We start from the raw sequence: 24,958 nt of genomic DNA, 5'->3' as shown, positions 1-24,958 counted from the left end.
ATTATTCTTCACTATCATCTACAACTGTCGTGCCAGCGTCTTGAGTTTCAGAAACTGTACCGTCCTCAGATGCTATTTCTTCTTCTTCCTCTTTAACAACTTTAGCTACTGCAGCAATAGAATCGTTTCCTTTCAAATTAATCAAACGCACTCCTTGTGTTGCGCGCCCCATTACCCTTAGGTTAGCCACATTCATACGTATCGCAACTCCAGATTTATTGATAATCATCAAACCATCCTCGTCGCTTACATTCTTAAGTGCTACAAGACCACCCGTTTTCTCCGTAACTGAAATGGTTTTTACACCTTTTCCTCCACGATTGGTCTCTCTGTAATCATCAAGACTCGAACGTTTTCCATATCCTTTTTCTGATACGACAAGAATATTAGAATCCATATCGTTAACCGCCACCATTCCTATGACCTCATCATCTTCATTAGATAATCTTATTCCACGAACTCCACTGGCATTTCTACCCATAGGACGTGTTTTAGATTCATCAAAACGAATGGCTTTACCACTCTTCAGACCTAACATTACATGACTGTCTCCGGTAGTAAGTTTTGCCTCTAGAAGGGTATCTCCATCTCTGACGGTGATCGCATTGATACCGTTTGACCTAGGTCTAGAGTATTGTTCGAGAGATGTTTTCTTAACCACACCTTTCTTCGTACACATAATCACAAAGTGACTGTTGATATACTCTTCGTCCTTAATATCTTGGGTACAAATAACTGATTTTACATTATCATCCTGCTCAATATTGATTAGGTTTTGAATAGCGCGACCTTTAGAGGTTTTACTACCTTCTGGAATTTCATAAACGCGCATCCAGAAGCATTTCCCTTTTTCTGTAAAGAACAACATGTACTGGTGATTAGTTCCTACAAAGAGATCTACTAAGAAATCTTCATCCCTTGTGGTACTCGCCTTTTGTCCTACTCCACCGCGATTTTGGGTTTTGTATTCTGTAAGACTTGTCCTTTTAATATAACCTGCATGAGAAATAGTGATAACTACTTGCTCATCAGGGATCATATCTTCTATACTGAGATCACCACCTGCATACTCTATTAGAGAGCGACGCTCATCACCAAATTTTTCTCTAACCTCAATAAGTTCCTCCTTAATGATTTGCATGCGACGTTCTTTCTTTTCAAGAATGTCTTTCAAGTCAGTAATGGTCTCCATCAATTCACTATACTCTGTACGTAGTTTATCTTGCTCCAGTCCAGTAAGCTGTCTCAGTCGCATTTCAACTATCGCACGAGCTTGTATTTCGGAAAGCTCAAAACGCTCAATTAATTTTGCGCGAGCTTCTTCACCGTTACTACTAGATCGTATCAACGCAATAACCTCATCGATGTTATCACTAGCAATGATCAATCCTTCCAGAATGTGAGCTCGTTCTTCTGCCTTACGCAGCTCATAGACAGTTCTTCTAACAACTACATCATGCCTGTGCTCTACAAAATGATGGATCATCTCTTTTACATTGAGCAACTGAGGACGTCCTTTCACTAAAGCAATGTTGTTAACACTAAAACTAGATTGAAGTGACGTATGCTTGTATAATTTATTAATCACGATATTAGGAATAGCATCGCGTTTAAGAACATAAACAATACGCATTCCGTTTCTATCAGACTCGTCTCTTATCGAGGCGATACCTTCTAGTTTTTTATCGTTAATAAGATCGGCTGTTTTCTTAATCATATCTGCCTTATTGACCTGATAAGGCAACTCGTCCACTATGATACATTCACGACCTTTAACTTCTTCAATTCTAACACGCCCACGTATTTTTACACGTCCACGGCCCGTATGAAAAGCGTCTTTCACACCATCATAACCATAAATAATACCACCAGTAGGAAAATCCGGAGCCTTGATATGAGTGATCAGTTCATCGATCTCAATATCATTATTCTCAATGTAGGCTATAGTACCATCAACCACTTCTGTTAAGTTGTGTGGTGGCATGTTAGTCGCCATACCTACAGCTATACCACTGGCACCATTTACAAGAAGATTAGGGATTTTAGTAGGAAGAACAGTAGGCTCTGATAAGGTATCGTCAAAGTTAAGCTGCGTATCAACCGTTTCTTTATCAATATCTGCAAGCATCTCTTCAGATATCTTACGCATTTTTGCCTCTGTGTAACGCATTGCTGCTGGAGGATCTCCATCCACACTACCGAAGTTACCTTGACCATCTACCATCATGTAACGCAGTGACCATTCTTGAGCCATACGCACCATAGCATCATAAACAGAAGTATCTCCATGTGGGTGATACTTGCCAAGTACTTCTCCTACTATTCTCGCACTTTTCTTGTAACCTCTATTAGAAAGCACACCCAGTTCATACATACCAAAAAGAACTCTTCTATGTACCGGTTTTAGTCCGTCTCGCACATCTGGCAGTGCACGTGACACTATGACTGACATCGAGTAATCGATGTATGCTGACTTCATTTCATCCTCGATGTTTATCGGGATTAATTTTTCTCCATCTGCCATGTAAATCAGATTATATTAATTAGTTATTTTAACAACTAGCAATTTAAGTAAATCCCTAGTATTAATAAGGCTTTGATACTCATTATGAGCTATTTTTATTAACACTTTTAATCACTTCATGTGGATAAGTTTTAAGAGTTTAAATATTGGGGGAAATGACTGTTATTGTTAGGCTTTCGCGAAAGCCTAACAAAGTATTAACCCTTTTTTATAGTACGGAATGCTTTTTGAAAGGATAAAATCAATACATTTAAACGAAAGAAGCAATATGGACGATAATTTTTCACCAAGAGTAAAGGACGTCATCGCCTATAGCAAGGAAGAGGCGTTGCGATTAGGTCATGATTTTATAGGTACTGAACATTTAATGTTAGGATTACTGCGTGATGGAGATGGGAAGGCGATAGAGATTTTAACTAATTTATCGGTGGACTTGGATAGTTTGCGTCGTAAAGTTGAAATACTCAGCCCAGCAAACCCAAATATCTCAAGCGCGATAAATGAAAAAAAGAATTTACATTTAACGAGACAGGCAGAGCGTGCACTCAAAACCACTTTTCTAGAAGCAAAACTTTTTCAAAGTACTTCTATAAATACAGCACACCTTTTATTATGTATTCTACGTAATGAAAATGACCCTACGACAAAGCTTTTAAACAAGCTTAAAGTAGATTATGATAATGTAAAGGACGAATTTAAATTGATCCTTTCCCAAGAAGATGGCTATGTAGAAGATGTGAGTGCACAATCTTTTAGTGATGATGATGCTGGAGATGACATGCAAGACGGCGGTAAAGAAAACCTCTTCTCTCCTAGCGCAGATAAAAAGGTTAACAAAAAGTCTAAAACTCCTGTTCTTGACAATTTTGGTCGTGATTTAACTAAAATGGCCGAAGATGACAAATTAGATCCAGTTGTAGGTCGTACAGAAGAAATACAACGTGTATCTCAAATTTTGAGTCGTCGAAAGAAAAACAACCCTTTATTAATAGGAGAGCCTGGTGTTGGTAAAAGTGCTATAGCTGAAGGTCTTGCTTTAAGGATTATTCAGAAAAAAGTATCTCGTATTCTTTTTAACAAAAGGGTAATAACACTTGATTTAGCTAGCCTAGTCGCTGGAACTAAATACAGAGGTCAGTTTGAAGAGCGCATGAAAGCGGTAATGAATGAACTAGAGAAGAATGAAGATATTATTCTTTTTATAGATGAAATTCACACCATAGTAGGTGCTGGTGGAGCCGCTGGCTCCCTAGATGCAGCTAACATGTTTAAACCTGCACTAGCCCGTGGAGAGATTCAATGCATCGGGGCAACAACACTAGACGAATACAGAAATAGTATTGAAAAAGATGGTGCGTTAGAAAGACGTTTTCAAAAGGTAATGGTGGAACCTACTTCAGTAGAAGAAACAATTATTATATTGAACAACATCAAAGGTAAATATGAAGAACATCATAATGTAGAGTATACTCCAGAAGCTATTAATGCTTGTGTGAAACTTACCAACCGTTATATGACAGATCGTTTTTTACCAGATAAAGCTATAGATGCTTTGGATGAGGCTGGATCTCGTATTCACATTACCAACATAGAAGTTCCTGATCAAATCGTTGAAATAGAAAAGCAACTGGAAGAAGTTAAGGAAGAGAAGAATAACGTCGTTAAAAAGCAGAAGTATGAACAAGCTGCAAAACTGCGCGATGATGAGAAAAAACTAGAATTGCAACTTTCTGAAGCGCAACAAGCATGGGAAGATGCTTCTAAGCTCCATAAAGACACTGTTACAGAAGATAACGTGGCCGAAGTTGTTAGTATGATGACAGGTATACCTGTGAATCGTATCGCTACTAAGGAAATGAAAAAACTGAGTAACCTCAATGAATCAATAGGAGATCTTGTTATAGGGCAAGAAAAAGCAGTAAAACAAGTCGTTAAAGCAATACAACGTAATAGAGCTGGATTGAAAGATCCTAACAAGCCTATTGGTTCTTTTATTTTCTTAGGACAGACTGGAGTTGGTAAAACACAACTGGCAAAGGTTCTTGCTAGCGAGCTTTTTGATTCTGAAAATTCGCTCATTCGTATTGATATGAGTGAGTATATGGAGAAATTTGCTATTTCTAGATTAATAGGAGCACCTCCAGGTTATGTAGGTTACGAAGAAGGTGGCCAGCTTACTGAAAAAGTGCGACGCAAGCCTTATGCAGTGATCTTACTAGATGAAATAGAAAAAGCACATCCAGATGTTTTCAATATGCTACTTCAAGTTCTAGATGATGGTTTCTTAACAGACAGCTTAGGAAGAAAAATTGATTTTAGAAACACCATTATTATCATGACTTCTAACGTAGGGGCTCGCAAATTGAAAGATTTTGGTTCTGGTGTTGGATTCGGTACCGCAGCACGTAAATTGGCTGAAGGTGATAATGCTAGTAGCGTTATACAAGCAGCTTTAAAGAAAACATTTGCTCCAGAATTCTTAAACAGAATTGATGATGTCATTGTTTTTAATGCGCTTGAAAGAGAAGACATTTACAAAATCATTGATATCGAACTTGCAAAGCTCTTTTCTCGTATTAAAGATTTAGGATACGAATTAACGCTAAGTGATGAAGCAAAAAACTACATAGTAGACAAAGGCTTTGATAAAGAATATGGAGCTAGACCTCTTAAACGTGCCATTCAAAAGTATATTGAAGATACTCTTGCAGAAGAGATTGTCAATAGTCAACTGCAAGAAGGTGATACCATATTCATGGAATTTGACAAAGAAAATGACAAGCTAGTCGTAAAGATTGTAAAACCAGACACAGAACAGTCGGCAGAATAATCTTATAGACTACAGTTGTAAATACCAACGCATCTTAAAAATCACTTTTTAAGATGCGTTTTTTTATTTAATCATTAGTCAGTTTATATATAAACTGACAGTAATATATAAAAGTTGACTCAAACGATGTATTCTTTAAAAGTACTTATAAGTGTGCTTAAACACATCTTTTAAATATTACATAAACGGTAAAATTCAGCTTTAATCGATTTTATGTTATTAGCTTGATTATACTATGTATGCATAGTTCTTTAAGAGTACCTTTACGACATGGATAGTAAAACGAAGCATATTAAGACATTAGACCTAGATTTTGGAGATTTTGAATTGTACACTGATGTAATTATAGGTAGAATAAAAGAAGGAATTCATTTTAATTTAGAATTAAATAATATGTTGGCTGATGCCGTTATTTCTTACTACGGTGAAAATTATAAATTAGGATATATCAGCATCCGTGAAAACAGCTATAGTATTGACCCTATGGTACATTTACACAATACGAAGCATAATGATCTTTGTTGTATAAGCATCGTAGAAACTAAGGCGCAAGGCATGAGCTCTGTCCCTTTGGAAAGTAAATTTTTTAAGCCTGGTAAATTAAAATCCTTCCCTAACAAAGAAGAAGCACTTCTTTGGACTCATAAGGAACTACTTGATTGTTTTAATGGATCCGTACCCAACCATAGAATGAACTAATTCATTATATCCATATCTAACTCGGTAAACTCCATTATTTCTTTAGCAAGTTGTATGTCTTTATACATAACACGATCGTTTTCATAAGGTTCTACAACACTGCGCACTACAGATATTATGGACTTCAAGAAACTAGAGGTCTCTTTAGTATGAAACTCCAGAGCTTGTGAACTGGTCAATAGCTCTATAGCCAGCACTGTCTTTATATTATCAATAATCTTAAATGATTTTGTAGCTGCATTTGCGCCCATACTTACATGATCCTCTTGACCATTAGAACTCACAATACTGTCTGTTGAAGATGGATTTGCTAAATGCTTATTCTGGCTAACTATACTTGCCGCTGTATATTGTAGGATCATCATGCCACTATTAAGGCCTGCGTTTTTACATAAAAACGGCGGTAAATCGCGTGTTCCACTCATCAATTGAAATATTCTACGTTCACTAATGCTACCTATCTCACTCATAGCTATGGAGAGAAAGTCTAAACCTAGTGCGAGCGGCTGTCCGTGAAAATTACCACCAGAAATGATAGTATCTGATTCTGGAAAAACGTTTGGATTATCTGTAACAGAATTACATTCTGTCAAAACGGTTTTGACGATATAATCAATCGCATCCTTTGTAGCACCATGAACTTGAGGTGTGCATCTAAAACTATACGGATCTTGTACATTTTGTTTTTCATTTGCCGCTATCTCACTATCTTCTAATAGTTCTCTGATGATCGAGGCACTTGTCAACTGTCCTTTATGAGGCCTTATCAAATGAATACGCTCATCAAATGGAGACATGTTACAAGAAAAACCGTCTATAGATAAGGCAGCAGTAATATGAGACCAGTACCATAACTTTCTAGATTCCAGAGAAAGCAATACCCCGTAAGCAAGCATGAACTGAGTTCCATTAATTAAGGCCAGTCCTTCCTTGGATTGTAATTGTAAGGATTTCCAACCCTTTATCTTATTAATTTCTTCACCCGTATATCTATTTCCTTGATAGGTTACTTCTCCTAAACCTATTAATGGCAATGCCAGATGTGCCAGCGGCGCAAGATCTCCTGAAGCTCCCAAAGACCCTTGCTCATAAATGATCGGATAAACACCTTGATTGTAAAAATCTATTAAACGAAGCACCACTTCCACACTCACGCCACTATGTCCGTAACACAAACTTTGAATCTTAAGAAATAACATCCATTTCACAATTTGTTCGGGCACTTCCTCACCCGTCCCGCAAGCATGAGACATGACTAAATTATGTTGTAACTGAGTCAAGTGAACGCTATCTATTTGAGTATGACATAACGAGCCAAAACCAGTATTAATGCCATAAGTAGGCTTGCTATTGACACTTCCAAAATTCTTGTCTAAATAATCCCTACATGCTTGAATTGCATCTAGCGCGCTTTCTGATAGTTGAAGTTCAGTAACATTTTGAGAAATGTGATTTAAATCTTTTAGACTTAATCTTTTGGAAGAAATTTCATGTGTCATTTTTAGGCTGTTTAGACGGTGTAATATTAAACAAAAAGATCAACTCTATCATAGCAATTGTTCTTCTTATGCCTTAATAATTAAGGATATTCAATATTTTAGACCTAAATTATATTAAATCTCTAAAAAAAATCGATTGGAGTTCATCCGTCAATAGAATTACAGAGTTCCTATAAACTCCATTGTTGGTTTCAATAAGATACGAATTAATAAAGAGCAGCAAGAAATTGCTCATTATTTCTATTTAAATCTTATGAGTTACAGCTGCGTTTCCAACTTAAAAAAATTATTTTTGCATAATGAATGAGAATAAAGATAATATCCTATTTCCTAAAGGAACACTTATACCAATAGGTGGAAATGAAGATAAAGGAATAGAAGACAGTGAACAGTACACGTTAGAATTTGTAGAAGATGGGATTCTCTTTCATGTAGTGCAGGAATCCGGTGGTACTGATGCAAATATTGTAGTGATCCCTACCGCATCAAGTATACCGGTTGAAGTTGGCGCTAATTATTTAGAAGCATTTGATACCTTAGGTTGTAAAAATGTTACAGTGCTAGATATTAGGTCAAAAGAAGATTCTGAAAAGCAGTCTTCCATAGACATCATAAAAAAGGCCAACTGTATTATGTTTTCTGGGGGTAATCAGTCTAAAATTACACAAAAGATAGGCGGTACCACTATTCACGATATATTAATAGATCGTTATAAAAATGAAACTGGTTTTGTAATCGCTGGCACCAGCGCTGGCGCTATGGCTATGTCTAATGAAATGATTTCAGGTGGCAGTGCAACAGAGTCTTTTATAAAAGGTGCTGTTAGAATGCGTAAAGGCTTGAGCCTGATACCTGAACTAATCATAGATACCCATTTTATAAAAAGAGGTCGTTTTGGACGTCAGTCTGAAGCTATTGCAAAGTTTCCACATCTATTAGGAATAGGCCTTGCTGAGGACACAGGAGTGATTATTAAACAGGGCACACATTGTACCGTTATAGGTTCTGGGATGGTGATTGTTTTTGACGGAAGTTCACTATCTCACAACAACGAAAAACTTCTCGAAGAAGGGACGCCTATGACTATAGCAAATATGACCATTCACGTGTTATCCAACAGTGATCAATACGATATTAAAAATAGAAGAGTAACCGTTCTTCCTATAGAAGCTCCTTTTATTTAATAGAAAATCTGTTTAAATAACAATTATATGATTTCCCATGGCATTCACTTATCACACTAGCGTGCAATAAGGTCGGTCTTTCCGTTATATCTTTTTATTGAGTTAGTCATATAGTTTCCGTATCTTGTTATCATTAATAACACGGGTTATGGAAGTATTTAAAGGTCAAAATATACTGAGTTTTGTGAAAGAACTGCCAGATGATGATGCTTGTAAAGCATATTTAGCAAAAATAAAATGGCAGGATGGTTTTACATGTACAAAATGTGGTCACACTAAGGGCTGTGAAAAATCTGGTTATAGATATCACTGTTACAGTTGCAATCACGTTGAAAGCGCCACTGCAAACACCTTGTTTCATAAGGTTAAATTTGGTTTGCAAAAGGCATTCTGCGTTGTGTTTGAAATGAGTACTAGTACCAAGAGTGTTTCCAGTGTTCAAATGGGAAAGCGATTTGATATCCGTCAAGGTACCGCTTGGTATTTCATGCAGAAAGTTAGAAAGTCAATGAAAAGCAGTCAAAAATATCCTCTAACCGAAATAGTTCATGTAGATGAATTTACCGTAGGGGGAAAAGAACAAGGCAAGCAAGGTAGAAGTTACGATTCAAAAAAGAAAAAAGCAGTGATAGCGGTAGAACTGAGCGCCGAACATAAAATCAAAAGAGTTTATGTGAAGTCTATAGATGATTACTCAGCTAAATCACTAACTCCAATATTTGAAGAACATATAGATCCCTCTGCAAAAATAGTTACCGATAAATGGAGAGGTTATGCTCCACTTAAAAAGAATTATGATATAGAGCAGAAACTAAGTAATAACGGAAGTAATTTTAAAGAACTACATGTTGTAATTATGCAGTTAAAATCTTGGTTGAGAGCAATACCTACACATGTTAGTAAATGGCATGTGCAAAGCTACTTTGACGAATTCTGTTTTAGAATTAATCGATCTCAATCCAAACAGAGCATATTCCATAAAACAATAGAAAGAATGGTAATAGCTAAACCAATTTATCATAAAGATATAAAACAGATGCTAAGTGTGTAACTCAATCTTTTTATTTATAAAATATTTAGTTATTCAAGACACTCACCTATAAAAAGGATGCCACTACAATCCCTAATGCAAACATCAAAAATATTGAAGAACATTAGATTTAGCTAGTAATCAATAAATAAGCTATTGATCATAGCTACTCACTTATAAACAAACAGGTAAGAACTTTAAAAATTAATTTCTTTTTTAAGTATTTTAAGAAGGTATCGCTTTCAAAAAATCAATAGTCTTTATATTGAAATTTTCAGGTTGCTCCACGTTGACAACATGGCCGCAGTTTTCTACTACATACAAAGAAGACTGCACGTGTTCTTTTACCACCCTCTTAATAGAAGGCAAGAACAAATGGTCTTGTGCTCCCATAACATATAAGGTAGGAATTTGAATGTCGTTAGCTCTAAATAAACGCAACAGCGGATTAATTTCTGCCGTTAATTTAAACCACCTGATAAACTCTTTTCGGTATAGTTTTTTAGCCTCGTTTGCAAAAAGCATTCTAGATTCCTTGTGGTTTTTCTTTGGCATAATGATGAATGCAAAGAGTTTGTAAAGGATCATATAAGGGACAACAGACTTAAAAATGTTACCAACTCGCATTAAAACCTGAGAACGAACATTTAATTTCAAAATAGCGCCACCCATTACCATGCTCTCCACTAGATCTTGTCTTTTTTCAGCCAAATTACGGATCAAAATGGTCCCCAAAGAAATTCCAATAAAATGGGATTTCTTTATATCCAAGTGTTCCAATACTTCAATAATATCATCTGTAATAACGTCAAAAGTATAGTCCTCCTTAAAGGTATCTTTTAATACAGGCTTACTGTTTCCATGACCTCTAAGGTCTAATACCAAAACATTGAACTCTTTTTTAAAAGCTCGTATTTGACGAAACCAAATGGAACTGCTTCCACCAGCGCCATGCACAAAACTCACCCACTTGGTGGTGTTTTCGTTTAAATATGTATAATGGTGTAGCATAGGGTCTGTTGCAAATATACTCGTATCCCATTTACCATTTAAATTTACCTTAATAAAACTTCCTTTTCAAAGGTCTCCAATACAAATACAGGGGTTATTAGTCGCAACTTCTACTTATAAATAGAAATACCTTCCTCACCAGTGGAAGATTTATGAGCCCGATACATTCCTTCTGTATTAAAAGGCATGGAGATATTTCCTTTTGAGTCCACTGCGATTAACCCACCGTCGCCACCTATTTCTAGAATGCGTTTATGAATTACTTCTTGAGCTGCTTCATCTACAGACATTCCTTTGTGTTCCATAAGACAGGCAACATCGTAAGCAACAACGCCACGTATAAAAAACTCCCCGCTCCCTGTGCAACTAATCGCACAGGTTTTATTATTAGCGTAATTACCAGAACCGATCATAGGACTGTCTCCTACTCGACCCCATTTTTTATTAGTCATTCCTCCAGTAGATGTAGCAGCGGCTATATTGCCATGTTTATCACAAGCAACGGCCCCTACAGTGCCAAATTTGGAGTCTTTTTTTGTAGAATGATCCAACTGAAAACTATCAGTGTCTTTGATTTCAATCCATTGTTGGTATCTAAATTCGTCATGAAAATAGGCCGCATCTTTAAAATTGTAATTCAATTCCTTAGCAAATTCATGAGCTCCTTCACCAGCTAAAAAGACATGTTCACTTTTTTCCATAACATCTCTAGCAAGACTTACCGGATTCTTGATTCCAGTAATTAAAGAAACCGCACCAGCGTTTAAAGATTTACCATCCATAATACTGGCATCCATTTCATGGGTTCCATTTGCTGTAAATACAGCTCCTTTTCCCGCATTAAATAATGACGAGTTTTCCAAAACAATTATTGCTGCTTCTACTGCTTCTACTGCTGTGTTACCTGCTTCCAAAACAGCATATCCAGCAAGCATTGCAGTCTTTAAATCATTCTTATATCTTGACTCTAAATCTGGAGTCATCATTCCTTTTACTAATGTGCCAGCACCACCGTGTATGGCAATAGAAAATGTGTTGTTCATTCCTTGTTTTTATTTTTTTTAGACTGTACCTGTTCATTTGTTTAACCGAACATGAGTTTAGCCTTCTACTTCTTTATTCCTATACCGCTTCCTTCCCCGACCATTGCCACAAGATTCTTACGGGCATTAAAGGCGGAATTCCGGATGTTTCCATTTTCAAAAAAGTCAAACTGAGTTTCCTTTCATAAATCGTTTTCTAGTATCGCTCGAACTGGCATCGCTTTATTTTTATTTTGACTTTAATTTTTAACTCATCAAATCAATTAATCCAACAAATGCAATTCCCCCCTATTATCCATCTCCTTCAATTCTTTTACAAGCTCTAATGCATCTGGAACAACGTCGCTACACAAAACAATAAGAGATCCTTCTACTACATTTTTAACAGCGTATTTAATAGCTTCACTTTCAGAAGGAATAATAGTGGTCTTCTTATTGGGGTCTTGACTTTTAATCCCATCATCCAGCATCTTTATAAGCTCTTGCTCTGTCTTTCCTCTCAAACGTTTATCTTGTCTAATGATAATTTCATCAAACATTTCGGCAGCAATAGCGCCCATTTCATTATTATCTTCTTCTCGTCTGTCGCCTATTCCTGCTATAATTCCAACTTTGACAGTAGCATCTAGCTCATCTATAAAATCTTTTAACGCGCGCATACCTGCAGCATTGTGGGCATAGTCTAATAGAATATCAAACTTGCTGAACTTAAATAGATTTAAACGTCCTGGAGTTTGTGATGGAGAAGGCACAAAAGTTTCTAAAGCTGCTTTGATATCTTCGTTACTCATTCCTTGTACATGAGCTGCAAGAATAGCAGCAAGTACATTCTGAATCATAAACTTAGCTTTCCCACCAAAAGTTAATGGAATGTGCTCTGCTTTCATCAGTCGCATTTTCCACTCTCCTCTACAAATAGTGACATAACCCTCTTCATAAACAGCCGTAATACCATTCAATCTTTGCAAAGCTTTAATTCTAGGGTTATTTTCATCCATAGAAAATAAAGCGACATTACATTCAACAGTGCGTCTCATTTCGTATACCAAATCATCATCGGCATTTAATATTGCATATCCATCTGGCAAAACGGTTTCTGGGATAACTCCTTTTACTCTAGCGAGTTGCTCGATGGTATGGATTCCTTTTAAGCCTAAATGGTCTGCAGCGATATTGGTAACAATACCTACATCACATTTTTTAAAACCCAGACCAGCACGTAATAAACCACCACGAGCAGATTCTAATACCGCCATATTTACCGTTGGGTCTTTTAAAACAAACTCTGCGCTGGCAGGGCCTGTACAATCTCCAGTCATTAATAAACGGTTTTGGATATACACCCCATCACTGGTGGTATAGCCTACGCGATAGCCATTCATTTTTGCAATATGCGCAATCAAACGTGACGTGGTTGTTTTTCCATTAGTACCTGTTATAGCGATAATAGGAATGCGACCCGTATCTCCTTTGTTTGGAAATAATTTATCAATAACAGGAGCAGCAACATTACGAGGTAATCCTTTGGTGGGTGCCAAGTGCATTCTAAATCCAGGACCCGCATTTACTTCTAATACCGCTCCACCTGTTTCAGATAATGGTTGTGAAATATCTGTTGTCATGATATCAATTCCACAAATATCCAAATCGATAATTTTTGAAATACGCTCTGCCATACTCACATTAGCAGGGTGAATGATATCGGTGATATCTTCAGCAGTTCCTCCTGTACTTAAGTTTGCCGTATCTTTTAAAATCAATCTTTCGCCTAGAGCTATAACAGACTCTAAGGTATAACCGGCAGCTTTTATAATAGTTTGTGTCAACTCATTTACAGTGATTTGAGTCAGTACATTTTCATGACCATAACCACGACGCGGATCACTATTTACCTTATCTATTAATCCTTGTACAGTTGATTTTCCGTCACCTACAACATGTGCAGGAGTTCTAATCGCTCCAGCAACCAGTTTATTATTAATAACTAACAAACGGTAATCCTCGCCTTTAATGAATTTTTCAACTATTATTGCTCCACTTCGAGAACTCTCTTTTGCATGGTTAAAAGCCACTAAAGCACTTTCGTAGTTTTGTATGTCCACTGTAATTCCACGACCGTGATTTCCGTCTATAGGCTTAATAACAACCGGGTAACCTACGTATTTACAAGCATCTTCTAAGCTGCTCTCTCTACGTATAATATCTCCACAAGGCACTTCAACTTCTGCCCTTTCTAATAGGTATTTAGTATCTTCTTTATCACAAGCCAGCTCTACACCTATGCTGCTTGTCTCACTAGTAACAGTAGCCTGAATACGTTTTTGATTTGCTCCATAACCCAACTGCACCAAAGAATATTTATTCAACCTGATCCATGGAATGCCTCTTGATTCTGCTTCTTCCACAATAGAACCCGTACTAGGACCTAGGCGATCTGCTTCGCGCAATTCGCGCATTCTTTGTATGTCGTCATTGAGATCATAATCTTCTGCAGCGATTAATGCATTACATATTTTTACGGAAGCTTCTGCTGCATAACGACCAACACTTTCTTCCATGTAGGAGAACACAACATTGTAAACACCTTCTTCCCCATAACCACGTGTCCTTCCAAAACCCGTATCCATTCCTGCAATGGTCTGAATTTCTAACGCAATATGTTCTATGACGTGCCCCATCCAGGTCCCATCGTCAACCCGCATAAAAAAACCACCTTCACAACCTTCAGAACAGCGGTGTGAGTACATAGTGGGAAACATCTTTTTTAATCGCTCTGAAAACCCCGGTACTTTATTAGTAGGAAACTCTTCCATTTTTCCCAAATCCAAAACCATTACAATAAGTTTATGGCGTCTTATGGACCAGTAATTAGGTCCTCTCATAGCATTTATTTCACGTATATTCATAGGGTTGTTGGTTTGATCGTTTAAGAATTACATCATCTCATTTGACAATCGCAGTAAATAGCCTCAAAGGAACTTATTATCTCATTTGAAGATAAGAATAACTTTTGCTTTTAAATATATAATAATTACATCAAGCACCAAATCCTAAAGTAAGAAACTATAAATTATTATTGTTCTTGCTCTTGATCTTGCTCTTGCGGTGGGTTTCTAAATAGCTGAAGTATACTGGGGCCAATAAAATTAGATATCACAGATGCCTTTAAACCTTCATGAGCATAGGTCTGTGCTGCAAGATCGCCACTTGCTCCATGTATATAAACAGAGAAAGTAGCTGCTGTAAGTGGATCATATCCCTGCGCTAGAAAAGAAGCCATAATACCCGCTAATACATCTCCACTGCCAGCAGTGGCCATTCCTGGATTACCCGTATCATTGATAAACATACTTGACCCAGATATGATAAGGGTATGCGCACCTTTCAAGACAAGAATTAAATGGTATTTCTTAGAAAATTCTTGCACTTTTTCCAATCGCTCATAGCTATTATTCCATCCCCCGATAAGCTGTTTTAATTCACCATCATGAGGAGTTAGGATAGAATCTTTGGGCAATGTTGTTAATAGTTCTGGGTGTTGGGCTAGGATAACTATTCCGTCTGCATCTATTACTGCGGGTGTTGTTTGTTGTTTTATCGCTTTCGCGAAAGCGGAAACTGTATCCTTCTCTGTTCCTATTCCAGGTCCAATGCACAAAACAGTCCCCTTCAGATGATGATTAAAATCTGTAATAAAGTCATTTCCATCGCCCAACAAAGTCATCACTTCTGGCAAGGAAGTCTGCAAAATATTATTCCCCCCTTCTGGTAAGTAAGCAGTCACCTTTCCTGCTCCAGAGTTAATGGCAGCACCCGCGCAAAGAACCGCAGCACCCATCTTACCTTTACTACCTGCAAAAGTAAGTACATGACCATAGTCTCCTTTATAGGTAAATTTCTCCCGAGCCTTGTACCTAATTTGAGCGGCTTCTCTATCAATTAATTCTGCCAGTGGAGCAATTCCTATTAAATATTCAGGGTCTAGCCCTATATCGATTATTTCAAAAGTACCTACGTAACTGGCTGTTTCAGAAAGAAAAAACGACAATTTAGGTGTTTGAAATGTAAACGTATGATCTGCTTTTAGAATAGCATCTTCTGGTTGATGAGCTGTATTTGCGTACAAGCCACTAGGCATATCGATGGAGACTTTAAAAGCTTTAGATTCACTTATATAGTGGATCAAATCGGCCATCCATCCCTCTAATGCTCTATTGATTCCTGTTCCAAAAATGGCATCTATAACAATGTCTTGAGGTGTTATTTCTGGAAAATCTTCTTTACAACTCAATAAAATGGGCCAGTCTTTGGTCACCTCTTTCATACGATTATAATTTACTAGAAAATCAGGCGATCTTTTTTTACTACAATTGGTCACATAAACAGTCACTTGATAACCATGCTCCATCATGTGCCGAGCTATAGCAAGACCATCGCCCCCATTATTACCTATTCCACAAAATATCTTTACAGGAACTGGGGCAGCATTTAATCGCTGATGAATTCTTTCAAAAACAAGAGTTGCTGCCCGTTCCATCAATTTGATACTAGAGATTTGTTGTTTGCTAATCGTAGACTGATCGGCCTCTGCCAGTTGTTTTGCGCTTAAGATTTTCAATAGGTCTGTTTTATATATGGCAATTTAATTAAATCAAGGCAATACTTACTTACTAGATTTGTGAATTAGTTGGCAATTTGCTGTGCTTAAAAACTAGGTAGTTTTAATCGGAAAACTCTACATTTGAACTTGTAAAAATCAACACATGAAAAATACTGCACTTACCTCTATTCATGAAACATTAGGAGCAAAAATGGTTCCTTTTGCAGGCTTTAATATGCCTGTTCAATATGAAGGTGTGAATATTGAACACCAAAACGTAAGAGAACATTTAGGTGTTTTTGATGTTTCTCATATGGGAGAATTTTTAATCAGTGGTCCTAAAGCTTTAGAGTTGGTCCAAAGAGTTTCTTCTAATGATGCCTCAAAACTTACTGTGGGTAGAGCTCAATATGCGTATTTACCTAATGAAACCGGCGGTATAGTAGATGACATGCTTGTTTACAAAATGAAAGAAGACGAGTATTTTCTTGTTGTAAACGCTTCTAACATCGATAAAGATTGGGCTCATATTTCTAAGCACAACATCATGAATGCAGACATGAAAAACCTGTCTGAAGATTACTCCCTACTGGCTATTCAAGGGCCTAAAGCTGTCGAGGCGATGCAATCGCTAACTTCAGTAGACTTAAGTACTATAAAATTCTATCATTTTGAAGTAGCTAATTTTGCAGGTGTTGAAGATGTCATCATTAGTGCCACCGGTTACACTGGCTCTGGCGGATTTGAGATCTATTGTAAAAATAGTGATGCAAAACAAATCTGGAAAAAAGTATTTGAAGCAGGAGCAAGTTTTGGAATAAAGCCAGTTGGACTTGCTGCAAGAGATACCTTACGTCTAGAAATGGGGTACTGTCTTTATGGAAATGACATAGATGAAACCACCTCTCCTTTTGAAGCAGGACTGGGCTGGGTGACTAAATTTACCAAGCCGTTTGTCAATTATGAACAACTCCAAAAACATAAAGAAAATGGTGTTGATCGCAAGTTAGTTGCCTTTGAGATGGATGATCGTGCGATACCTCGCGGTGGTTATGAAATAAAGGACAGCAAACAGAAAGATCTAGGTATAGTTACTAGTGGAACGATGTCTCCATCCATGGGTATAGGAATAGGAATGGGATATGTACCCCCTGTTTTTGCTGCTCCAGGAAGTAAAATTTACATACAAATCAGGAAAAATTTAGTTCCTGCGACTGTGGTGAAATTACCTTTTTATAAAAAGTAAAGCCCATCCCTGACCCTTCCTAAAGGGAAGGTGAGTTGGTAGACTTTCTAAAAAAATAATCATTTTTGAGTAGAATTTTAATTTTAGGCGGTAGTGGCTTTATAGGTAATGCACTCTATAAAGAACTGGCACCATTTTTTGATGTACATGCAACTTTTAAAACGGATCATGCTGCTTTTGAAAAAAACAAGCATTTTCATCAGTTTGATTATGAACTGGAAAGTCTTGATATACTTTTAGATAATCTTAAGCCTAAGTTTATAGTAACAGCCTTAAGGGGGAATGTTACCAGTCTGGTGCGCATGCATTTTGAAATTGCAGATTATATAGAAAAGAACGACTGTAAGCTTATCTTTCTATCCAGCGCAAATGTCTTTGATCGTTTCACTAATTATCCTAGTTACGAATACGACAAAACACTATCTGAAAGTATTTATGGCAGGTTTAAAATTAAAATTGAAAACGAATTACTACGCAAGCCCGTTGCTAAATATGTGATATGCCGCATTCCTATGATTTACGGCGCAGGCTCTCCTCGAGTAAATGAAATAAAAGCTCAGCTTCAATTAAATGAAGCGATAGATGTTTTTCCTAATGTGGTGATCAATGCTACTCATATTAACAAATTAGTACAACAGCTGCATTATATTATCAATAGAAGAAGACGTGGTATCTTTCATTTGGGAAGCAACAACCTCATCCATCATATTGATCTCATCAAGGATATTTGTGAACAGTTGGGTTATCCAAACCCCTTGTTGAAACAAGTCTATGATTCAAACGAAGACCGACATCTTGCTGTTTTACCCAGAGACAATATATTGCCTAAGCATTTACAGCTGAATATAGAAGGGGTGGTAAATAGTTGTGGAGTGTTGTAAAATGAAAGTTTATAGGCTTTGGTTTATTCCGCTTTCTATTTTCTATAGGGAAGTTTACTCTAAGGCTGCTCAAGGCAAAAACAAAATAAACAAAAATTTTAAATTCACTACACCGGACTTTAAGCTGCTAAAAAGCAGATTTCTTTAAGGTATATAACGATCACTCCCCCAATTAGGCGGTCGCTTTTCTAAAAAGGCTTCTCTTCCTTCTCTTGCCTCGTCGGTCATATAGATCAATCGCGTCATTTCTCCAGCAAAAACTTGTTGACCAACCATACCATCATCAGTAGCATTTAATGCAAATTTTGCCATTTTTATAGCTATTGGGGATTTCTTAAGGATTTCTTGCCCCCAATTGTATGCAGTTTGATCCAGTTCATCATGTGGTACAACAGCATTCACCATTCCCATATCCATGGCTTCTTGAGCAGAATAGGTTCGACCTAAAAAGAAGATCTCACGTGCTTTTTTCTGTCCTACCATTTTGGCGAGGTAGGCACTTCCATAACCAGCATCAACACTAGCCACATCAGTATCTGTTTGTTTGAATACGCCGTGTTCTCTGCTCGCTATGGTCATGTCACAAACGACATGCAAACTATGTCCACCACCTACAGCCCAACCTGGCACAGCACAAATCACCACTTTAGGCATAAAACGTATCATGCGTTGTACTTCTAGAATATTAAGACGCCCAGTTCCAGAATCGTCTTTGTAGCCATCGTGTCCGCGTGCATTTTGATCTCCACCACTACAAAAAGCCCAACCACCATCTTTCTTTGAAGGTCCTTCTCCAGTCAGAACGACTACTCCTATAGAAAGGTCTTCTTGTGCATCGTAAAAGGCTTTGATGAGTTCGCTTACTGTTTTAGGTCTAAAAGCATTGCGCACCTCAGGTCTATTGAACGCGATACGGGCGATACCATCACATTTTTTATAAGTGATATCTTCAAATTCTATAGCAGTTTTCCAATGTATGGACATAAGATCAGTTTTGTGGCAAATATAAGGTCTATCCTATTGATACCATACTCTCACCACCTCAATCATATAAACATATCCACCTTGCATGCTAAGTCTTTTGGCATTGTGCTCTTTCTTGTTATGCCCAGAATCTGGAATGAGAAGTGTTTCTATATTTATAATTTTAGAATTATAATTCTTGCGCACCCATTCATTCACCCGTGCCATAACCACCTGAGTAGATTCATAATTATTCCCTTTCCAGAAACTTTTATGAGACACTTTCGGCTCAAAGTCTATATAGTTGATTTCGTTTGTCATAATTTATTAGTAGCAAATAAATTGTTTTTGTTACGCTTTCGCCCCGAGCTGGCTCAGAGTAAATTTCTGTTTAAAATTTAAAAAAACAGAAAGCGGAATCAAGTTGATCTAATGAAAGTTAGCTTTGATCGAATCAAAATCACTGTTGCTATATTTATCCTTTGTTAATTGGATATAAATTGTGTAATTACTATTAAAAATAAAAAACATGAAAAGCAAGCTCTTATACTTACTTATTATCGCTATCTTATTTTCATGTACGGAAGACGATGGTACCGCTACCACAATTACTTGTGCTGATAACACTTACTTTGCTTGGAGCACATCAGATATGGCAAATTTTAACGGTATTATTAATGTGGTTCAAAACACAACTTCAAATATTGCTACCAGTTCTTTTAACCTTAATAGCAGTATCAGCAACAGTATTACCGCACGTAATAATCCGAGCGCTTGGGATAAGGTGAACAGACAGTCCATATGGTTCAATCAGGAAAATCAGTCCGATGTGCTGGTTTATGATGAAAGTCTAAACACCATTACTGCTACCCCATTACCGGCATCAACTCAAGGTATTCTAGGCCGTATTACAGCTCCAGTTTTTCTTAATGGCACTTTATATGTGATGGATATGGATATTAATCCTGCGCAGCCTAGTTATACTATTCATACCCTAAATACTTCTACAGGTGTTTTAGGACCAGTGCTGACAACTATTAGTTTAAATCCTGGCACAACCTCAAGAGACACTTCCTTTACTTTTGCTACCGCGACTAGCAATGGAGTGGATACACTTTTCTTTAGAATAGCTAATAATATTCATTATTACAATGTAAATACTGGAATTATAACCACTTACAACAGTTTACCCATTACGGGTGATAATTATAGCGGCTTAGAGTACCATCAAGACAAAGATGTATTTTATGTTGTTTCTAGTATTAATAATAATGTGGATCTAGTTGAGATTAAAATCAATGCTGCAAACAACTACCTTATTACACCATTATTTACAGGGCTTAACGTAAACGAGAACTCTATGCAACTGGAATGGAAAGATTGTGGTAAGCGCTTGCACCTAATATCCAATTATCCGGCCAGTCAAAATTCTGGCTTACAAGACAGGACAGAAATCACCGAGTTTAACCTAGATTTTAGTCCAACATTTGTTACACAAACCTTCAACAGCTTCATCTTTGGGTTTGTACATAAAGAAATTTAACGGGTACAGTACCAATTCTATAAAAAATTGATCATAAAAATTCTAATACTTGACCTTATGAAAAAAACGGCACTATTATTCCTTTTTGTACTGAGCACCTGGCACCTACAATCACAAACCATAAGCGCTAGTAGCCTTACTGGTGAAGCTACCATTCAAAAATCTACTCCACAGAGAACAAGTATTCCTACAGGTGAGCCACTTGCGTACAAGATAGATTTTCAAAATTTAAATCAGGCAAATACACTAACCATTACCGATGTTTTGCCAGCTGGATTATGTTATAGTGCCAGTGATATTATTGCCGATAATACTTTTATAGATTTTAATGGAAACCCAATTTCTAGCCCGATTGCTGGTCTTATTGATACGAGCGCCCTACCTACTGTAGTATTCAATATACCAAATAATATTCAACGGGGTTCCTTTACTATTACTGTCACATTTTGTGCCGGTATAACTGCTGATGGTTTTAATGTCACCAACAACATCAGTGCAGTCTATACAGCATCCAGTGGAACAGAAACATTTGCGACTAGTACCGGACTTACCAGCACCGCAGCTGCCGTTAATCCATGGGGTGAGATTTCAAAGACACCCCTATTTCCTGCGGTTACTGATCAAAGTGGCAATTTCTTTATTCCTACAACCGCAGGAAAAGCTCGATTTAAAATTACCGTAGAAAAAGATCCTGCTTACCAAGGAATTACCTTTGGAATGTTGAATCTAGTGAACCCGTCAATATCGGAGATAGTTGCGCCACCCTGCGCGACAGCTATCTTAATAAGTGGCCCTGGAACATTTAATCCCGCTACTAACGTTATAACATTCAATAACAACTTAATAGGCGCTAATCCGTTTGAAAATGTAGAGTTTATTGTAGAGGTAGATTATGGTAATTGTCCAGCATTTACAAACGGACAAGTAATACCTAATATAGTTGAGTTAAATGGAACACCTTTAGGTAGCACACCTACGACAGCTATTGCGACCGATACGGCAACAGTAATTGCAGTAGATAATTTACCGCCACCATCGCTGGGCAGCTCTATATTTAAAAACGTTTTAATGGCAAATCCTGTCGCTGGTTGTCAGGGTTCTTATACTATCTTTTACTCCAATACAGACAACAGACCAGTGGCTTTGCTAGACATTATAGATAATTTACCTAATGATATACTGCCTCAGTCTATATTTATTAACGGTACCATAAATAGCGCATCCAGCAATATGCTGTTTGATTTAATCTTAAATGGGAATACTGCTATACCTATGAATTTGAGTAACGGCTATATTGGTGTTTTCCCTTTCATGGCATCAGGAAATAGTTTACAACTTACTGCTCAAACCAACACAGTACTATTCCCTGGAGACCAGTTAAATATAACAATACTTTTTACATTGGACCCTGTACTGAACGTAGGTGATGTAGTAACTAATTGTGCAAACTTTCAAGCTCAAGTAGTTTTAGAGGCTCCTGCCGCAAATATGCCTTTTAACAATAACAGTTGTGCCTCATTTACCGTAGCTGCAGAGGAAGTTAAACTTTGTGCTTTAAAAAAAGTACGTAAAGCCAATACCAATAATGCGTTTGTAAGCTCAATCACTAATGTAGTTCCTACTGACGAGCTAGAGTTTGAAATTTGTATTCAAAATAACGGCAGCCTAGATTTTACTGGTTCGTTAACTGATATCTTAGATCCTAAGTATGAATTTATTTCTGTAGATAATAGCAATATGCCCACGGGAACAACCTTCAATCAAAACGGTCAAACGCTTACATGGGATGCAATAAACCTAGCTGAAAATTGTTCTAGTTTTTCCACCATATTTGAATGTATAAATACAGCAAATCAATTCTTTTGTGCGCTCGTTAAAGTAAAGGTAAAAGCGTTAACTGCGCCCGGAAACATAGATAACATCGCTACAATAGTGAACACAGCAAATAGTTTATCCGTAATTACAGATGCTGCTAAAGTTAATGTCATTGAAACAGTTGTCATAAACTTCAAGAAAGAAATATCCAATGATAATAACAGTTTCCAGCAAGGCTCGCTAATATATGACCCTACTTGCAACCTAGATGTTTATTATAAAATGACAATTGAAAACCTAGGCAACAAGACGCTAACACAATTTCAAATAATCGACGAATTACCCGCCATGGGCGATGTATTTTATCCTACAGTTCTTAGTAGAAATAGTACGTTCTCTTTATCAAATTTAAGCTCAAACGCACCTGATTTCGCAACATCTTATTTGAATACTTCACCCTCAAACGGTGTGAACCCTGCAAATTTTAATTGCAATGTAGTTACTGCGGGAAGTAATAACCCCAACTTAAATACGCAAACTATTTTTTATGAAAACAATACCATACTTGCACCTGGTGGTAGCTTTGAAATAAACATTAGTGCTAGTTTACCTTCTATTAACATAAATACTGGTTCTATGGCCGTTAATAGTGCCTATTTAATAAATTGCGACGCTGGCACTGGTATTATTATCCCAAGCAATCGAGTAGCACTTCTAATAGACTCACCATTAGACCAGTGTGAACCATTGAACTTCTTACCATATCAAGTCGCCGAAGGTGTTTTATTTCCCCTCGCCATTGCACAGGAACTAGATACTGACCGTTTCGACACTAAAGATAAAGAATACGGCGACGTAGATAATGACGGTGATACTGACATTTTGTATACTAAAATTAATAGCAGTAACGGTTTTCCCGTTTTATACTGGTTAGAAAATACCGCCGGGACAAACACCACTCCCGTCTTTAACCTTCCACCAGTAAACTTAAATATTACAAATGCCCTTTCTTATAGACTCTACGATTGGAATAACAATGGCTGTTTAGATATAGTCGTATATGGTGTTAATGCAGAGACTAGAGTTTATTTTAACGACTGTGCAGGGAACTTTAGTTTTGGTCTTGGTTTGTTAGTGGGAACGCTAGATTATACCTTTGGCCCAGCTCTTATGGCCGTAGGAGATGTGAATAGTGATGGACTACCGGATATTGTAATTTCATCTCAAAGCATGCTGTTTCCCGGTACTGCTTACTATGAAAATAATGGGGCTGCTTCTTATCCTTACCTCGATTTAGTAGCTCCACAAGATTATATATCCTCTGGAGTAGGTATAACGAGTCCGTTTATCCCAGAAGACGGAGGTAGTTTTCCCACACCTGAGTTTTACGATGTGGACTGTGACGGTGATATAGACTTACTAATAAGTGACCCGCTGAACATTAATTTTTCTGGCGGCAGAATGTATTTTCATGAAAATAACGGAGGTCTAACCACTGGTATCTTTCCTAACATGAACATTACCGGCATATCAAACCAGTTTGGTTTTAATGATACACCTCCTAATATAAACGATTTAAGATGCGACTGGGTGATCACCAGAATCGTAGACTATTACAGTAACGGGTGCCCTATTGCTATAAGTTACAATCCTTGTGAGCGTAAATTTTTCTACTATGAACAAGCTAATTGCGGCGGTTGTACAACGCTCTCTAGTAATGAGGTGGCGGTACAAGAAGACTTATTAAAACTATATCCTAATCCTACTATCGATAAGTTATATATCTCTGGAGAACAAATTGACGGTCTTGCATATATCATTTATGACCTCAAAGGAAGAAAAATGTCTCATAACAATTACAATACTGCAACAGGTATTAATACTCAAGATCTTAAAAACGGTATTTATATCATAGCTATAAAAATTGATCATCAGTGGAAAGCTCTAAAATTTATTAAGAAATAAACTTTAAAGGTTCCGCTTTCGCGAAAGCGGAACCTTACATAAACAAATAAAATAGCAGATACCGCCGGCTACTGTACTCCATTAAAAACAACAACCATAGCTAATTCTGAACAAAAAATGAATGG

General features: G+C 37.1%; 16 protein-coding genes. 8 read left to right on the top strand and 8 right to left on the bottom strand.

Going from position 1 to position 24,958, the window contains the following annotated elements; genetic code table 11:
- Nucleotide 1: 1 nt before the first annotated feature.
- Nucleotides 2-2,524 carry a DNA gyrase subunit A gene (gene gyrA, locus F0365_RS11585; protein ID WP_169933832.1) on the bottom strand — a complete coding sequence of 841 codons (2,523 nt, stop codon included), beginning with the start codon at nt 2,522-2,524 and terminating at the stop codon, nt 2-4.
- A gap of 268 nt (nt 2,525-2,792) precedes the next feature.
- Between gyrA and F0365_RS11580 the strand changes: the two genes are divergently transcribed.
- Nucleotides 2,793-5,354: an ATP-dependent Clp protease ATP-binding subunit gene (locus F0365_RS11580; protein WP_169933831.1), complete on the top strand. Its 2,562-nt coding sequence runs from the start codon at nt 2,793-2,795 to the stop codon at nt 5,352-5,354.
- 270 nt (nt 5,355-5,624) lie between these two features.
- Complete coding sequence (locus F0365_RS11575; protein WP_169933830.1) at nt 5,625-6,053, top strand: hypothetical protein; 429 nt, start codon at nt 5,625-5,627, stop codon at nt 6,051-6,053.
- Here the strand turns inward: F0365_RS11575 and hutH are convergent.
- Nucleotides 6,050-7,552, bottom strand: coding sequence for a histidine ammonia-lyase (gene hutH, locus F0365_RS11570; protein ID WP_169933829.1), 1,503 nt, complete (start codon nt 7,550-7,552; stop codon nt 6,050-6,052). The two genes, F0365_RS11575 and hutH, sit on opposite strands and share 4 nt — an antisense overlap.
- A gap of 299 nt (nt 7,553-7,851) precedes the next feature.
- On the opposite strand from hutH, the gene F0365_RS11565 reads away from it, so the two are divergent.
- The gene (locus F0365_RS11565) at nt 7,852-8,736 is read left to right on the top strand and encodes a cyanophycinase (RefSeq protein WP_169933828.1); all 885 of its coding nucleotides are present in this window, start codon (nt 7,852-7,854) and stop codon (nt 8,734-8,736) included.
- A 148-nt stretch (nt 8,737-8,884) separates the two neighbouring features.
- Nucleotides 8,885-9,787, top strand: coding sequence for an IS1595 family transposase (locus tag F0365_RS11560; protein WP_169933110.1), 903 nt, complete (start codon nt 8,885-8,887; stop codon nt 9,785-9,787).
- A 204-nt stretch (nt 9,788-9,991) separates the two neighbouring features.
- Here the strand turns inward: F0365_RS11560 and F0365_RS11555 are convergent, their stop codons facing one another.
- From F0365_RS11555 to F0365_RS11540, 4 genes are all read right to left on the bottom strand, one after another.
- The gene (locus tag F0365_RS11555; protein ID WP_169933827.1) at nt 9,992-10,777 is read right to left on the bottom strand and encodes an alpha/beta fold hydrolase; all 786 of its coding nucleotides are present in this window, start codon (nt 10,775-10,777) and stop codon (nt 9,992-9,994) included.
- Between the two features lie 110 nt (nt 10,778-10,887).
- The gene (locus tag F0365_RS11550; protein ID WP_169933826.1) at nt 10,888-11,820 is read right to left on the bottom strand and encodes an isoaspartyl peptidase/L-asparaginase family protein; all 933 of its coding nucleotides are present in this window, start codon (nt 11,818-11,820) and stop codon (nt 10,888-10,890) included.
- Between the two features lie 263 nt (nt 11,821-12,083).
- Complete coding sequence (gene cphA / locus F0365_RS11545) at nt 12,084-14,726, bottom strand: cyanophycin synthetase (protein ID WP_169933825.1); 2,643 nt, start codon at nt 14,724-14,726, stop codon at nt 12,084-12,086.
- A gap of 167 nt (nt 14,727-14,893) precedes the next feature.
- Nucleotides 14,894-16,438 (bottom strand): NAD(P)H-hydrate dehydratase, encoded by a 1,545-nt coding sequence (locus F0365_RS11540; RefSeq protein WP_169933824.1) that lies wholly within the window; start codon nt 16,436-16,438, stop codon nt 14,894-14,896.
- 145 nt (nt 16,439-16,583) lie between these two features.
- Between F0365_RS11540 and gcvT the strand changes: the two genes are divergently transcribed.
- Both gcvT and F0365_RS11530 read left to right on the top strand, forming a co-directional pair.
- Complete coding sequence (gene gcvT, locus F0365_RS11535) at nt 16,584-17,666, top strand: glycine cleavage system aminomethyltransferase GcvT (protein WP_169933823.1); 1,083 nt, start codon at nt 16,584-16,586, stop codon at nt 17,664-17,666.
- A 65-nt stretch (nt 17,667-17,731) separates the two neighbouring features.
- Nucleotides 17,732-18,547, top strand: a complete 816-nt coding sequence (locus F0365_RS11530) for a sugar nucleotide-binding protein (protein WP_169933822.1) — start codon at nt 17,732-17,734, stop codon at nt 18,545-18,547.
- Between the two features lie 144 nt (nt 18,548-18,691).
- Here F0365_RS11530 and F0365_RS11525 read toward each other — a convergent pair whose 3' ends face one another.
- Both F0365_RS11525 and F0365_RS11520 read right to left on the bottom strand, forming a co-directional pair.
- On the bottom strand, nt 18,692-19,531 hold the full coding sequence (locus tag F0365_RS11525) for a 1,4-dihydroxy-2-naphthoyl-CoA synthase (RefSeq protein ID WP_169933821.1): 840 nt from the start codon (nt 19,529-19,531) through the stop codon (nt 18,692-18,694).
- A gap of 33 nt (nt 19,532-19,564) precedes the next feature.
- Nucleotides 19,565-19,831 carry a hypothetical protein gene (locus tag F0365_RS11520; protein WP_169933820.1) on the bottom strand — a complete coding sequence of 89 codons (267 nt, stop codon included), beginning with the start codon at nt 19,829-19,831 and terminating at the stop codon, nt 19,565-19,567.
- A gap of 208 nt (nt 19,832-20,039) precedes the next feature.
- Between F0365_RS11520 and F0365_RS11515 the strand changes: the two genes are divergently transcribed.
- Together F0365_RS11515 and F0365_RS11510 are read left to right on the top strand one after the other, a co-directional pair.
- Nucleotides 20,040-21,053: a hypothetical protein gene (locus tag F0365_RS11515; RefSeq protein ID WP_169933819.1), complete on the top strand. Its 1,014-nt coding sequence runs from the start codon at nt 20,040-20,042 to the stop codon at nt 21,051-21,053.
- Between the two features lie 57 nt (nt 21,054-21,110).
- The gene (locus tag F0365_RS11510) at nt 21,111-24,833 is read left to right on the top strand and encodes a T9SS type A sorting domain-containing protein (RefSeq protein WP_169933818.1); all 3,723 of its coding nucleotides are present in this window, start codon (nt 21,111-21,113) and stop codon (nt 24,831-24,833) included.
- Nucleotides 24,834-24,958: the final 125 nt, after the last annotated feature.

Origin of the sequence: Nonlabens sp. Ci31, from assembly GCF_012974865.1 — a bacterium.
Lineage (GTDB): Bacteria > Bacteroidota > Bacteroidia > Flavobacteriales > Flavobacteriaceae > Nonlabens.
Note: the sequence above shows the minus strand (reverse complement) of the source record. Positions and strands in the feature narration are given on the sequence as shown.